At 40.1% G+C, this 14480-nt stretch carries 13 protein-coding genes; 7 read left to right on the top strand and 6 right to left on the bottom strand.

What is annotated here, in order from left to right; all coding sequences use genetic code 11:
• Positions 1 to 31 precede the first annotated feature (31 nt).
• Positions 32 to 1447, bottom strand: a complete 1416-nt coding sequence (locus ACQYAC_RS14695; RefSeq protein WP_058015221.1) for an alanine/glycine:cation symporter family protein — start codon at positions 1445 to 1447, stop codon at positions 32 to 34.
• 31 nt (positions 1448 to 1478) lie between these two features.
• The gene (locus tag ACQYAC_RS14700) at positions 1479 to 2459 is read right to left on the bottom strand and encodes a glutaminase (protein ID WP_012008818.1); all 981 of its coding nucleotides are present in this window, start codon (positions 2457 to 2459) and stop codon (positions 1479 to 1481) included.
• A gap of 517 nt (positions 2460 to 2976) precedes the next feature.
• Between ACQYAC_RS14700 and ACQYAC_RS14705 the strand changes: the two genes are divergently transcribed.
• From ACQYAC_RS14705 to ACQYAC_RS14715, 3 genes are all read left to right on the top strand, one after another.
• Positions 2977 to 4263, top strand: coding sequence for an ATP-binding protein (locus ACQYAC_RS14705; RefSeq protein ID WP_429943546.1), 1287 nt, complete (start codon positions 2977 to 2979; stop codon positions 4261 to 4263).
• A 4-nt stretch (positions 4264 to 4267) separates the two neighbouring features.
• Positions 4268 to 5209: a response regulator gene (locus tag ACQYAC_RS14710; protein WP_058015223.1), complete on the top strand. Its 942-nt coding sequence runs from the start codon at positions 4268 to 4270 to the stop codon at positions 5207 to 5209.
• 191 nt (positions 5210 to 5400) lie between these two features.
• On the top strand, positions 5401 to 6486 hold the full coding sequence (locus ACQYAC_RS14715) for an SEC-C metal-binding domain-containing protein (protein WP_323641574.1): 1086 nt from the start codon (positions 5401 to 5403) through the stop codon (positions 6484 to 6486).
• A 54-nt stretch (positions 6487 to 6540) separates the two neighbouring features.
• On the opposite strand, the gene ACQYAC_RS14720 is transcribed toward ACQYAC_RS14715, so the two are convergent.
• Positions 6541 to 7581, bottom strand: a complete 1041-nt coding sequence (locus ACQYAC_RS14720) for a DUF4352 domain-containing protein (RefSeq protein ID WP_429943547.1) — start codon at positions 7579 to 7581, stop codon at positions 6541 to 6543.
• Positions 7582 to 7977: 396 nt separating this feature from the next.
• Here ACQYAC_RS14720 and ACQYAC_RS14725 point away from each other — a divergent pair, with 396 nt between their 5' ends.
• Complete coding sequence (locus ACQYAC_RS14725) at positions 7978 to 8907, top strand: aldo/keto reductase (protein WP_044139230.1); 930 nt, start codon at positions 7978 to 7980, stop codon at positions 8905 to 8907.
• A 30-nt stretch (positions 8908 to 8937) separates the two neighbouring features.
• Here the strand turns inward: ACQYAC_RS14725 and ACQYAC_RS14730 are convergent, their stop codons facing one another.
• Positions 8938 to 9903: a sensor histidine kinase gene (locus ACQYAC_RS14730; RefSeq protein ID WP_429943548.1), complete on the bottom strand. Its 966-nt coding sequence runs from the start codon at positions 9901 to 9903 to the stop codon at positions 8938 to 8940.
• Positions 9904 to 9914: 11 nt separating this feature from the next.
• Entirely contained in the window at positions 9915 to 10616 is a 702-nt protein-coding gene (locus tag ACQYAC_RS14735) for a LytR/AlgR family response regulator transcription factor (protein ID WP_058015227.1), read from the bottom strand.
• Positions 10617 to 10777: 161 nt separating this feature from the next.
• On the opposite strand from ACQYAC_RS14735, the gene ACQYAC_RS14740 reads away from it, so the two are divergent.
• From ACQYAC_RS14740 to ACQYAC_RS14750, 3 genes are all read left to right on the top strand, one after another.
• On the top strand, positions 10778 to 11518 hold the full coding sequence (locus tag ACQYAC_RS14740; protein ID WP_044139233.1) for an ATP-binding cassette domain-containing protein: 741 nt from the start codon (positions 10778 to 10780) through the stop codon (positions 11516 to 11518).
• Positions 11518 to 12693 (top strand): ABC transporter permease, encoded by a 1176-nt coding sequence (locus ACQYAC_RS14745; RefSeq protein ID WP_058015228.1) that lies wholly within the window; start codon positions 11518 to 11520, stop codon positions 12691 to 12693. The genes ACQYAC_RS14740 and ACQYAC_RS14745 overlap by 1 nt, the downstream gene beginning before the upstream one ends.
• A gap of 150 nt (positions 12694 to 12843) precedes the next feature.
• A complete protein-coding gene (locus ACQYAC_RS14750; protein WP_144463146.1) occupies positions 12844 to 13179 on the top strand; it encodes a hypothetical protein in 336 nt (111 codons plus the stop codon).
• Positions 13180 to 13259: 80 nt separating this feature from the next.
• Here ACQYAC_RS14750 and ACQYAC_RS14755 read toward each other — a convergent pair whose 3' ends face one another.
• Entirely contained in the window at positions 13260 to 14318 is a 1059-nt protein-coding gene (locus ACQYAC_RS14755) for a DUF4352 domain-containing protein (protein WP_058015230.1), read from the bottom strand.
• Positions 14319 to 14480: the final 162 nt, after the last annotated feature.

The following is a 14480-nucleotide window of genomic DNA, read 5'->3' on the forward strand; positions in this document are numbered from 1 at the left end:
GCTCTGGTCAGGGGACCAGAGCTTTTGTGATTTACCCAATATGATTCTTTTTCAACGAAGCAGGTTCATCGTCCCAGCATTCAATGTTCTCATTGTTTGGAACGGCATTTTTATAAAAGACTGGATCTTTCCCCTCTTTTTTCTGCCGTGAATAATCCTTTAATGCTGCAAAGGCGACTTTGGACAGCATGGTAATGGCAATGAGGTTGACGATGACCATTAAGCCCATAAACAGATCGGCAAGATTCCAAACAAAAGGAACACTTGCTACAGCACCGAATAAAACCATGGCAATGACCGCAATACGGTATCCAATCAACCAGGCTTTGCTTGATTTAAGGAACTCAATGTTCGTTTCACCATAGTAATAATTCCCGATCAGCGTACTAAATGCAAATAAGAAAACCATAATGGCAAGAACACCAGAAGCCCAAGGACCGATGTGTTCACTCAAAGATGCTTGAGTAAGCTCAATACCTGTTAATTTTGTCGTTTTATATGCACTTGAGAAAAGAACGATAAAGGCAGTACTTGTACAAATAATCAGTGTATCAATTAAGACACCAAATGCTTGGATCAATCCTTGCTTTACAGGGTGGCTCGTCACGGCAGCTGCAGCAGCGTTTGGTGCGCTACCCATCCCAGCTTCGTTTGAGAATAGACCCCGTTTGATCCCTTCCATAATGACGGCACCCATGGTACCACCTGCAAACTGCTCAATACCGAATGCATGTGAAATAATCGTCTGGATCACACCAGGCAGTTCAGTAATGTTTGTAATCATGACAAAAAGAGCAATACCAATATAAGCGACAGCTAAGAAGACCACAATGTATTCAGCCATCTTGGCAATCGTCTTGACCCCGCCGAAAATGATGATACTAAATCCAATAGCCATAATGACGCCTACGATCAAACGATTTGTGCCAAATGAATTTTCAAAAGCAATGGTAATGGTGTTCGACTGTACAGCGTTAAAGACAATACCGAAAGAAATGGTGATTAATACAGCAAACAAAATCCCCATCCAGCGTTTCTTTAAGCCTTTTTCAATATAGTAGGCGGGACCACCGCGAAAGCCTGATGGATCTTTTACTTTATACACTTGGGCAAGCGTACTTTCAACGAAGCTTGACGCAGAACCAATAATGGCTAGGATCCACATCCAAAAAATAGCGCCAGGACCACCCATGGCAATTGCGATCGCAATCCCAGTAATGTTCCCAGTTCCAACCCGAGCCGCCATACTAATAGCGAAGGCCTGGAATGGTGATACGCCAGATTTTTGTTTATTTGTTCCTTCTTTCAGAACGATCACCATTTCCTTCAGCATACGCACTTGAAGGAAACGAGACCTGAATGTGAAATAAAGGCCGACAATAATTAATAGTGCAACAATAATATATGACCATAGAAAACCATTTGTTGTTGTTAATAAACCATTCATAACATCACCTCTTCTAATTCATCCTATTTCTTTAAAAAATACTGAGATCCCACTCTTTGGCGAGCTTTTTCAGCATCATGACACCGGTAATGCTATTACCACAATCATCAATGGCGGGACCATAAATACCGATTCCACAGCCTGTCTGAAACGGGAATTCTCTTCTTGCGCTTGGCGGAACGCAAGCCATAATTCCTCCAGACACACCACTTTTGGCTGGTACGCCTACGAAAGCAGCAAAATTACCAGATGCATTATACATGCCGCATGTCAGCATCAATGCCTTTGTTAGTCTTGCGATATCTTTTGGGATGACTTGGACTTGTTTAAAGGGATGATAGCCATCACTTGAAATAATGAGTCCAATCAAGGCGATGTCCTCAGTTGTGACCTCTATTGAACATTGCTTTAGGTACACTTCTAATGTCTCTTCGACATCTGATTCTAAATAATTGGTTTCTTTTAAGTAATAAGCAAGAGCACGGTTACGGTGCGCAGTTGCCCATTCTGATTGATAAACCTCTTCATTAACAGATGGACGCTTTCCTATTAAGTTTTCGATTAAATCGAAAATATATGCTAGCTTTTCTGTAGAAGTCTTTCCGGGAAGGATGGAGGATACGGTAATAGCTCCAGCATTAATCATTGGATTAAAGGGCTTCCCTGGTTTATGCATCTCAAGACGGTAGATGGAATTAAATGCATCACCAGTTGGCTCTACATCTACCCGGTCCAAGACGTAAGGAACGCCTCTTCCTAAACAGGCAGCTATAAAGCTGATGACTTTTGAGATACTTTGCAGGGTAAAGGGAACGTCCCAATCACCATATCGTACAGATGATCCATCTGGGCCTATCACGCTGATACCAAGTTGAGAGGAATTCACTTTTCCGAGTGCTGGAATGTAGCCAGCGTTTTGTCCATTTTTGTAATACGGACGAATTTCTTCTGCCCATTGATCAACAGAAGACTGGCATGCGTGTTGTGTATTATTAGAAATTGCTGTTTTCATACGATTCCTCCAATCAAAAATCAAAAAGTACCCTATTGAATTGGCGGATGACAAAAAATGCGATCAAATAGGCACGAAAACATGTTACACATCTTCAAAGAACTTGTCATGCGCTGCTTGTACCACTCCTTTACACCTAAATATATGTTCAAATGAAGGCTTTGGCGGCGAAAAAACAAAAAGGGTTTTTAGTGAAAATTCAGAAAACGCTTACATATAGTTTCACTAAAATTGTTCATTCAATTTATCTTGGAAACTACACAATCTGACGAAAATCTACAGAAAAACTTACAAATAAAAATCGGTTTGTCGATCATTGTCTAAACAATTCCCATTATTGTAGACAATCACCAAAATGCTGAATAGCTGAAAGGTCACCATGCCATCTCGGTGAATAGTCATAAAAAAGGATTTTGGGGAAATAAGGAGCTGTGAAAATTATTTTTTTGTACATTGTGAAGAAAAGAGTCTCCTTGTATACTGTGGCTATGCAAAAAGGGGAAGGGATGTTAGTCATTTGAGTTTAAACCAGCTTGTTAAAAAAGACGCATTCATATTAATTTTTATGGTGGTAATTGTGCCGCTTGCAGGAGAACTGAAGTTTTATCCTGTGAATGAGACGTTCCGGATCAGCTTTGGCGCACCTGCGTTTTTCTTTTGTTTATTACTCTTAAGGAAATCTAGACCGTTCTTGCCCGGGTTTTTAACAGGCACAGCCATTGTGCTTTTTCGAGTAGGCTTAGATCTAATTCAGCATCATGCTGGTTTCGCCGCATCATTTTATCAGCAATTCCCAAGTTTCTTTTTCTATTTTACATATGCATTCCTGTTCTTTGCCGTCCGTACGGGACGTTTTAAACAGCGCTCTATTTTTATTGGGATCATTGGTCTGATGATTGAATTAGTGGCTGATTTTGTTGAGTTGTTTGTGCAATATTTAGTATTTGATACGACGATGACGCTATCAAAGCTAAGTGATATGTTTCTCATTGCGTTTGCTCACAGTTTTGTGGTGATCAGCTTTTTTAATATGATGAAGCTGTATGAGGCACAATCTAGAGAGAAGCAGATCATGAAACAAAATGAACATATGATGCTGGTCATTTCTAATTTATATGAAGAAACGGTTCATTTAAAGAAAACGTTAAAACATACAGAGCATATTACGCAAGAATCATACAGGCTTTATCGTCTAATGCATGAACATGAAGCAGGCAAGGAAGTGAGTCAGGAACTGTTGAAGCTCGCAGGAGAAATCCATGAAGTGAAAAAGGACAATCAGCGTATTTATGCTGGGCTTTCGAAGCTGATTTCTAAGGAAAATATGCAAGACTATATGAATGCGGAAGAGCTCGTTCAAATTGTCCTCCGCATTCAAGAAAAGTATGCGCTCTCTCTAGGGAAAAACATCTCCTTTACATCTGATATAAAAGGCATTCATTTGCATGATTACCATGTGTTCATTTTCTTATCGCTCATTAATAATTTAATGGCAAATGCGGTTGAAGCCATAAAGGATGACGGAATGATCTCACTCGTATTGAAAGGAAGTCATGATAAAATAGAGATTCGGATTGAAGATGATGGCCCGGGAATTCCAGAAAAAATGAGAGACATCGTATTTGATCCAGGCTATACTTCCAAATTTGATGCATATGGAACACCATCAACTGGGATTGGCTTATCCTATGTGAAAGAGCTGGTTAAAGAGCTTGGCGGTACAATTAAAATCGAACAAATAGAAACAAAGGGAACAGCTTTTCAGCTAATCCTTCCTATACAAAATTTAATACAGAGAGGGTGAGTGTATGCGGTTTTTCATTGCAGATGATGATCGTGCAATACGCTCGATTTTAGGACAAATCATTGAGGATGAAGATTTGGGAGAGGTCGTGGATGAAGCCGATGATGGAGTTGGATTAGAAGCCCATTCATTGAACCTAAAAAAAATAGACATCCTTCTGATTGACCTTTTAATGCCTGTTAGAGATGGCATTCAAACCATACGTCATATTCACCCTGAATTCAAAGGCAAAATCATGATGATTTCTCAAGTAGAGGCGAAAGAAATGATGGCAGAGGCCTATGAATTAGGGATCGAATATTATATCCATAAACCTGTCAATCGAATTGAAATTGTCAGTGTGATTCGAAAAGTCATGGAGCGGATTAAGCTTGAGAAATCGATTTACGATATTCAAGCTTCCCTTCGCCATGTGCTGCCGTTAGAGCCAGTGATTTCTCATAATACGACGGGTGCTGGGTTGAAGAAAAGGACGATGAAAGAGGCGGGGGAATTTCTCTTATCCGAACTAGGAATTGTTGGAGAGAGCGGATCTAAGGATTTACTAGAGATCCTGATCTATTTACATGAAACACAGTCAGCCAATTCTCATGAGGTCAATTTCCCGCCGCTAAAACAGCTCTTTATCAAAACTGCGGAGAGGAAGCTGGATCATGGGGCAACCGATGTCGAAGTGATGAGGGAAGTGAAAGCGGCAGAGCAGCGGATTAGACGCGCTATTCATCATTCCTTGAATCATTTTGCTTCACTAGGATTAACAGATTTCTCGAATCCTAAGTTTGAGCACTATGCGTCGAAGTTTTTTGACTTTACCGATGTCAGCCAAAGAATGAAAGAAATGCAGAAAACCTCTTCATCCGCAGGATCAACTGGCAGAGTCAATACGAAGAAGTTTGTTCAAATCTTTTATTTTGAAGCAAAGCAGTTATTTGAGGGAATGAGCTGAAGAAAATCTATTGGAATGATTGGAGAAAATAAACAGAAAAAGACTGCTATTCCTATGATCTATCGAGATCTTCAAGTATCTTTATTATTTAACTGATCATTCTGATTTTTCTTTTTTCTTGAAAATAAAACTCTCCTGTGCAATCGTTTGTTAAAATAGTGAGGTTAGACTAGAATGTCGGAGGTTTTATTTTGGGAAAAATTAAACGAAATGCGCTCTGCCCTTGCGGAAGCGGAAAAAAATATAAACATTGCTGTGGTCAAAAGTCAGGCGGAGAACAAACGTCTGAGCTTGTGTTTAAGGAAGCTGTACAAGTTCAAAAGGATTTAATGAATTACGCATTCTCTAAACATCAGAAAGCCATCAATCAATTCATTAATGAGTTTTCTTTTCTTGCAGATATGGATAAAGAAACGCAACAGATCTCGGTCTTTCATTTGAGTGTATGGGGCATCTTTTTCCGTCCATTAACGGATCAGAAAGAAACCATCTTCCAAGAATTCCTGACAAAGAAAGCGGAAGATATTACCCGTCCGAAAACAAAACAAGTGGTTCAATCATGGACAGGTATGGAGCCATCTTTGCTTTTATTAAATGAAAAAACGGACGAGTCTCTTTACTTTGAGAATATGGTGACAGCCGAAAAGGTTGAAGTAGATGTAAAACCGGATCAAACAGTGCTGCCTGAAAAGGGAAGTCTCGTACTTGGATTCCCTGTTCAATTTGAAGAAAAAGCAGAGTTTTTCATTCAATATACGATGTTTGCGAAAGAGTTTACAGATACGCTTCTTCTTCAAGTTCGTCAGCTTGTTGAAGCATATGAGGCAAATGGAGGAACACGCAGCACATTTATGAGAGAATCATTCCCTGATGTGTTGAAGTGCATGTTTGCGAAGCAAGAAGTAGAAGAATTAGAAACATCTGCTCAAACAGAAGGCGATACAGGTCTAACAGCAGATCGCATGGACTGGGCAAGTGACGTTCAACTGGAAACAGCTAAGCTGATTGAAGACGGAATGAAGGAACACGGGGACCAAAGCCTGACTGATGGCGCTTTAACCGTGTGGAAGGCCTATTGTGATCAGAAATCACCTGTGATCCGTAAAGCAGCATCATTTGCTGCGGGAATCGAATATTACATTCATTCACTTGCAAGTGATGCCCCGCTTTCTCAAGCGCAAATAGCGAAAAAGTATGGCATTAGTGCGTCTACTGTATCGAGCCGTTTTAAAGATATTGAAAAAGCGGTGAAAGAAGAGCAAGAGGCGACGGTATAGCATAAGAAAAGACGCGGCACCTTCATTGGGCCAGCGTCTTTTTTTAGTTCAAGATTATCTTGTTTTAATAAAACCGCTCATGTACTGTGATGTATTATAATCGTTAAGGTCAATTTTCCACTGACCATCCCCATTACGTTTCATTTTCACTTCGTATTCAGCCGGGCTGGAGACTGGGGGAAGCTTCTCGAATTCAGATGCGTACAAGTTTAAGCTTTTCTTATACAATTCTTCTTTAGAGCGGATCTTGCCGTTGTAAAACTCATCTCTTTGCTTGTCTAGCTTGTCTTTTAAGTTAGAGGCATCAATACCTGTTACTTGAGCGACAACCTTCGCCTCGTCATTAGAGATGGTTTTTACACTTGTTTCTACTTTGGTTTTATCCTTCATGGTGTTTTGAATCCGTTTGTACATCGACAGTATATCACGGTCACTTACTTCATTGCCGTACATGCCGGCGGTTCTTTTGAAGTCTTTTACGAACATGTCGTGGTATTTATTCACGACATCGGATTGGTTGTCACCTGTTAAATCTGCAAATTGATCGTTCTTTTTGTCAAATACAATGATATCCGTATAAGCGGATAGCGCTTTTGCAGGGTTATCCAGCTTTTTCGCTGTATCCAATATTTTGTTTCCATCTAGGTTGATTTCAATCGAATCACTGTTTTTCTTGATGCTGTCTTGGTACACGAACTGATATTTTTTCCCTTTGTCTACTAGGAAATAAAGAGCACCTGTTTGAGATTTTCCTTTGTTCAATGAACCGAGGTCAAGACGGTCTTTACTGCCGTAAAATTTTAAATCAGATACTTTGGCATCGTCCTGATAAAGGGAGAAGTCAGAGCTATATAATGATAGAGCTTTGTCACCTTTGTTTGTAATCGTCAGGTTGACTTTTAGCACCAATTCATTGTCTCTTAGCGTAGTTGTTGAGTCTTCTGGTAACGTATATTCGTAGCTATCGACTTTTACCTCTGCTGTTTTTGTTGATTTTTGATCAGCGTTACTTGATTTTGCTGAGCTCTGGCAAGCTGCAGAGATGATCATCACGAACGAAATCATGAGGGGTGCACTTATTTTTTTAAGATTCACAGTTGATGCTCCTTTGCTTTTCTTTCGTCATTTCATTCCCGCTATCTGACTATGAAAAAAGAAACAGATAGGATGGTATATTCGGGTGTTACAGGGGAAAATCTCCTTATGACGATTTGCACTTTTCATTCTATCGAAATTCAATCATGATGAGGAATAGGTTTTAATCCCTATCTTTGAAAGAAATTTACATAAAAATCATTAATAAAAGGAAATTTGTAAGTCTAATATACTGGTCAATAAGAATTAATTTATAGATTTATTATCAGTTTTAAATGTTTTTTAGGTAAAAATCTTGAAATGAGGGTGTTGCTGCTTCAGAGAGCAGGATACTTGAATGTTGTAAAGGATTCATGGGAAAATAAGGATGATTAAGCAGATAAGGGAGATGAGCTTTTGAAAAAGGTAACGCTTGGACGAACTAATTTACAGGTGAATCCGATAGGGCTTGGTACGAATGCGGTAGGTGGACATAATTTGTTCCCGAACCTGAGTGAAGATGCCGGACGAGAGCTTGTGGAGACAGCTCTTGATCAAGGTGTCAATTTCTTAGATTCTGCTTTTATTTATGGGCTGGGCCGTTCAGAGGAATTGATCGGTGAGATTATTGCCAAAAGAGGCGGTAGAGAAAACCTTGTTCTTGCGACAAAGGGGGCTCATAAAGAAGTAAACGGACAAATTGAGCTGGATAACAGCCGGGACTTTTTAAGAGAGCAGGTCGAACATAGCCTGAAACGACTGCAAACAGATTATATTGATTTATACTATATGCATTTTCCGGACGGCCGGACGCCGCTGGAAGAAGTAGCAGGCACATTAAAGGAATTGAAGGATGAAGGGAAAATCAGGGCCATTGGTGCATCTAACCTTGATTTTGAACAGCTTCAAGCCTTTAATCGAGATGGCTACTTAGATGTGCTTCAGTCGGAGTATTCTTTGCTGAAACGTGAGGCAGAGCAGGATCTTCTCCCATACTGCGTCGAGCATCGTATTTCCTTTATTCCTTATTTCCCGTTGGCGTCAGGTTTGTTGACTGGTAAATTTACGAAGGATGCGACATTTGATGATATTCGAGCAAAAGATCCGCTTTTCCAAGGCGAGGCGTTCCTTCAAAACCTCGAAAAAGTAGACAAGCTAAAGGCAATTGCACAATCAAAGAACGCCGAAACGGCACACGTCGCACTCGCTTGGCTTTTAGCACAGGACGGCATCGACGCCATTATTCCAGGTGCAAAACGAGCTGAGCAAGTTCAGCAAAACCTAAAAACAAACGAAGTTCAATTAACAAAAGAGGAAATCAATCAAATTGACCACATTTTCTCTTAATCAAAAAAGGTGCTTAGCTGCACCTTTTTTTTATGACATCGTGAGGGGAATTTTGATGACGAGCCGCAAATGTGGAGAACGGTAAGTAAAATCAAGAGTACCGTCTGCCTTTTCAACAAGCTGATGAATGATATACGTCCCCATTCCTTGATGATCGCCGCCTTTTGTCGAGCGGCCAAAGTTTTTGAACAAATGGTCTAACACGTGTTTTTCCATTCCTTTTGTGCTGTTTTCACAATGGATTAAAAAGAGCCCGCTCCGAATAGAGGTCGCAATCGAGATGCTGCCCTCTTTCCGGGCTTGCTTCGCTTCAATCGCGGCGTCTAGGGCATTATCAAGCAAGTTTCCAGTGAAACTAACCTGATCCGCCTTAGAAAAGGGAAGCGATGAAAAAGGTGCTTGAAGGTCTAGAGAAAGGGCAATGTCCTCTTTTTCAGCCCGTTGGAAAAAGGAATGCAGGGTTGAGGCCAAATAAGCATTTTCTCCTTTAATCCAAGGGAAATGTTTCTCGTATTGCTGAATCAAATCCTTGATCTCATGCTCGTCGTTCGACGCGGAAAAGGCATTTAAATGTCTAGCTGTTTCATGATGTTTACTGCGCAGCTCAAGCAGCAATTCATTGGTTCTTGATTCTGCGTTGATCAGTTCTTGAAGCCGACCGTTTAATCGTCTCTCCGTCTGCATCATCTTCAATGCAAGGATATCTGTTGTGATGATGATCACAAAAGCCAAAAGAGGGCTCCATCCATTTCCTTGCGTCAGAAAAAGGGAAAGACCTGCACAGGTAAAGAGCACAAAAGCACCCAACATCACATAACCACTCACATGAGGCAAAAACCTTTTGTATATGAAAAATGTATAAAGACAAATCACACAAAAAGTGAGGAGCCACAGCACTCCTGATGATAGCGGCAGAAAAGCTTCAGCTGTTGCATGAAACGCAAGACCTAGCCATATGAGAGCATACATGCGGAATCCAAGATAGAAAGCGTTCACGTTCGTTCTCCTTAAAAATAGTATTTCTTAAAGTATTCTAATTGCTGCTTGGTCATCATGGCTTTTTTATCTGTACCTTCAAAAGACACGATAAATGAATTTTTGGCATACGCCGAGAAGTTCTTAATGTAATGAATATTGATGATAAACGATCGGTGAGAGCGGATAAAATCTTTTTCAGCTAGATCGCCCTTTAACTCGTTTAGTGTCTGATATGTCTGGATTTCTCCTGTTGTTGTGACAATGGTGGTTGACCTGCCTGTTCGCTCAACAAAAATGACATCCTTCTTTTGCAGCACGTGAATATCTGACTGCTGCTTAATGAGAAGCCGTCCATGAATGCTTTTCTCCTGCTTGGTGGACAAGTAGCGCTCTAAGGATTTGGCAATTCGATCGGCTTGGTAGGGCTTCATAATATAATCGTGAACATTTAAATCAAACGCATGGACCGCATATCCGCTGTTTCCTGTCACAAATACAACATCGACATTCAGTGCATGAGAGTGAATGAGATCCGCTAATTCATAACCGGACATTCCGGGCATTTCAATGTCTGCGAACAACAGATCAATATCTCCTTTTTTGACCTTCTCGTATGCATCCTCTGCTGACTGTGTGACAAAGACAATCTCCACAGCCTCCATTCTGCCTACAATGGCATGCAGCTTTTCTAAATCTACTCGGTAATCATCAACGAGACCTACTTTTATCATAAAAATCACCTATGACTCTTCTTATTATTTGTCTATTTTACCATTTGTTTTTTTAAAATAGATCATTTCAAGACAGAAAAAGGACGTTTCGCGACATTTTTATGTCAAGGAAGCGTCATTTTTTCTATCATAGACTTAGAAAGTTGAAAGGGGCGAACCACATGATTACTCTCAGCGATTGCAGCTGCTGGTTTAAAGATAAGAAAAAGGTCGTAAAAGCGATGAAGCATATGACGTTCTCCGTGAAGGAAGGGGAAGTTGTTGGCATCCTAGGAGAAAATGGTGCAGGGAAAACCACATTATTACGCGCCGTAGCCACATTATTAGAACCTACGCACGGAACAGTCACTGTCGCAGGCTTTGATACGGTGAAAGAATCAACAGAAGTGAAAAAGCGAATTGGTGTCTTGTTTGGCGGTGAGACGGGACTTTATGATCGTTTGACGGCACGAGAAAACCTTGAATACTTTGGCAAATTGTATGGCTTAGATCAGCATGAAATCAAAGCAAGAATAGAGGATTTGGCAAAGCGTTTTGGGATGAGACAATACATGGATCGCAAGGTGAAAGGATTCTCAAGAGGAATGAAACAAAAGGTGGCGATTGCCAGAACCTTGATTCATGATCCTGACATTATTTTATTTGATGAGCCGACAACAGGCTTGGATATCACATCAAGTAATATTTTCAGAGACTTTATTCATCAGCTCAAGCAGCAAAATAAAACCATCCTTTTTTCAAGCCACATCATGGAAGAAGTCAGCCAGCTTTGTGACAGTGTCATGATGATTCATCAAGGAGAGCTTGTGTATAAAGGGACACTTCCAGAATTATATACACAGGAACAAAGTGATGACTTGAACTATATCTTTATGTCGAAGCTCGCTAGGGGGATTTCATAATGTGGAAAACCGTATTTAAAAAAGAAATGACAGATGCGCTAAGAGACCGGAAAACGCTGCTCTTAACAGTGCTGATTCCTCTTTTGACGATGCTTGGATTGGTGTTCTTTTATGAAAGCATGATTGCAGATCCAGGAGATGAAACCTATACGGTCGCAGTGAATGAAAAGCTTCCAACTGAAATGAATCAAATGGTCAAAGAGGTCAAAAACCTCACACTTGAAACATTTGATGACCCGCAGCAAGCTGTCAAAGATGGAAAGGCGAATGCTTACCTGGAAATGCCGAAAGAGGCAGACGACATGCTTCAGCATCAACAATCATTTGCAATTAAAATTCATGGGTATACAACAGATGATGATTCGGTCATCACGGTTCAAATGCTGCAATCCTTACTGGAGCAGTATCAAAACCAAGTCGTAGAAAAGCGTTTAGCCGCTGATCAAATCAATACGTCTGTTGTTCACCCATTTCAGGTGCAGGCCGTTGATGTAGAAGAGGGCGAAGAAGGAGAAAATGGCATGACCTCTATGCTTTTGTCGATTCTTCTTCCAATGATTTTGGTGACTTCCGTTATCTCAGGTGCCTTGCCTGCTGCGCTTGATATTGTAGCGGGTGAAAAAGACCGAAAATCCATTGAAGCGTTGTTCCTGACACCTGCCAGCAGACTCCAAATTCTCATCGGAAAATGGCTGGCTGTCTCCATGTTCGGGATTTTAAGTGGAATTGTGGCGATCGGCATGCTGCTTTTATCCACGCTGCTCTTTACAGAAAAACTAAAACAAGCACTGAACTTTGGTGATCAAATGTGGAGCATTATCGCCGTCATGTTTGCGGCGCTTATCATCTTCTCATTCATGGTATCGATGATTGAACTGCTACTCAGTGTCGTTTCAAGCTCAGTAAAAGAAGCACAATCGTACATGTCCATGATCATTACATTAGGTGTTATCCCAATGTTCTTTACCATGAGAGCAGGTGCTACGCAGCTAGATACGTATTACTTTGCGGTCCCATTCCTTAATATTCACGCGCTGTGTAAGCAATTGATGTTTGGCATCATCGATCCAATGTCAATCACTCTGACACTCGGCTCCTCAGCACTGGCAGTCGTTATCCTGTTTGTCATCGTCAGAAGCTTGTTTATGAAAGAAAAATGGATGCTTGCGAAATAAAGAAAGTAAAAACTTGTAGATTTTATCTGCAAGTTTTTTATATCCAGAGATTTATATAAAAGAGATTCACGATCGGGTGAAAGGAATGGCATAATGGAAGGCGGAACTTACATTATTATCCTAATTTTTTTTAAAAGAGGTGATTCGTGTATGTCTTATCAAACAGAAGACGATGATGTGCTAGAGCTATGTAATATATATGCTCAACAAACACACCATTTTGAAGCGTTTATTTTGGGGAACAGGAAAGGATTATTGGAATTAAGAAAAGCGATAGATGAGGCATTAGAAACGGGTAGTTCCGTTGCACATTTATATCCATCTGATTTTGAAGGATATGAAACGTATATTGCTTTAGTAGACGATGAGCAAAAGTTTGAGAAATTAATGGATCCTTATGTAGAGGAATACGCACAAGAGGAGGATGCGGTTGATCCGGTTGAGGTGATAAAAGAGTATGAAGCAGCAAAAGAAAATCCCTCGTAATAGACCGTATCTTACTTTCTTGGCTGTAATTAGCAAACGAAAAACGATAATAAAAAACCCCCGGCATCGGGGGTTTTTTATTAGTTCTTGATGAACTTTTCAACTAATGAGCTTGTTTTGTAATCGTTCAAATCAAGTTTCCATTGGTCGATGTCATTTTTCTTCATGTTGACTTCTACTGTTTCTTCAGAAGATGAAGGTCCTAATTTTTTGAACTCTTCTGGGTAGATCGAGAGTAAATATTTTTGTGCTTCATCATAAGACGCAGTACGGTTTTTGCTGTAGAACTCAGTCGCTTTTTCTTTTAGACGATCGACAAGCGGGCTTGCATCAATTGGTGTAAGAGTTACAGTCACAACGGCTTTATCACCACTGATGGCTTTTGTTTTTGTTGATACTTTTGATTTTTCAGCTAATGTTTCTTTTACAGCTTTTAAAAGCTTATCAAGGTTTTCGTCCTTCGCTGAGCTAGAAGAAATACCTGATGACGTGATGTAGCCTTGTTTGAATGATTTATCAAATTGGTTTACAACAGTTGATTTGTTATCACCTGTTAGTTTTTCGAACTCGTCGTTATTCTTACCAAAAATCATGACATCAATATAAGAAGAAAGAGCTTTTGCAGATGCTTGAAGTGTTTCTGCTTTTTTCATTAAGTCTTTACCTTTAATATCGAATTCTAGTGTTTTGTCATCTTTTTTAGAACCACTACCTGGCTCATTGTACACAAGCTGATAGTCTTTTTCTTTGTCAACAACAAAGAAAAGACCGCCTTTTGATACTTTTCCTGCATTTAGAGAGCTTGAAGATAATACTTCGTTGTAGTCATCTGGAGAGATCGTAGACACCTGTGAGTCATCTTGGTAAAGCGTGAAGTTGCTTTTATCAACATTTAGAGGCTCTTTGCTGATATTTTTTACAGATACGTTCACTTTTAGTACATACTGATCATCCTGTACAGATGTATCGTATTGAGGTGGTAATGTGTACTCAGCACTTTCTACCTTTACCTCTGCTGCATCAAGGGATTTTGTATCTTTTTCCTTTGCAGCTGACTTTTCTTTTCCACCACTACAAGCAGCAGCGACAACAGTGACACACAAGATCAGAAGAAACAGGGATAATTTCTTTTTAAACATGAGATGTTTTCCTCCTCGGGTTTTATGGTGAATTTCATTGGAAATCTTTAGTTCATATCGTTCTTTTTGCACAAAAAGAAAAATACTGTATGTTTTTTACTGTAGAATGAAGCGAAAGTACTGTCAATACTTCAGTGCGTTTCTTAGGTTGCACAGCTTCAA

It is taken from the genome of Bacillus sp. MM09(2025) (genome assembly GCF_050496725.1).
GTDB lineage: Bacteria > Bacillota > Bacilli > Bacillales > Bacillaceae > Bacillus > Bacillus pumilus.

Excerpts from the sequence above, each read along its gene's own strand:
- ACQYAC_RS14695 (WP_058015221.1), bottom strand. The coding sequence starts at position 1,447 with ATGAATGGTTTATTAACAACAACAAATGGTTTTCTATGGTCATATATT.
- ACQYAC_RS14700 (WP_012008818.1), bottom strand. The coding sequence starts at position 2,459 with ATGAAAACAGCAATTTCTAATAATACACAACACGCATGCCAGTCTTCT.
- ACQYAC_RS14710 (WP_058015223.1), top strand. The coding sequence starts at position 4,268 with ATGCGGTTTTTCATTGCAGATGATGATCGTGCAATACGCTCGATTTTA.
- ACQYAC_RS14735 (WP_058015227.1), bottom strand. The coding sequence starts at position 10,616 with ATGATAAAAGTAGGTCTCGTTGATGATTACCGAGTAGATTTAGAAAAG.
- ACQYAC_RS14740 (WP_044139233.1), top strand. The coding sequence starts at position 10,778 with ATGATTACTCTCAGCGATTGCAGCTGCTGGTTTAAAGATAAGAAAAAG.
- ACQYAC_RS14745 (WP_058015228.1), top strand. The coding sequence starts at position 11,518 with ATGTGGAAAACCGTATTTAAAAAAGAAATGACAGATGCGCTAAGAGAC.
- ACQYAC_RS14750 (WP_144463146.1), top strand. The coding sequence starts at position 12,844 with ATGTCTTATCAAACAGAAGACGATGATGTGCTAGAGCTATGTAATATA.
- ACQYAC_RS14755 (WP_058015230.1), bottom strand. The coding sequence starts at position 14,318 with ATGTTTAAAAAGAAATTATCCCTGTTTCTTCTGATCTTGTGTGTCACT.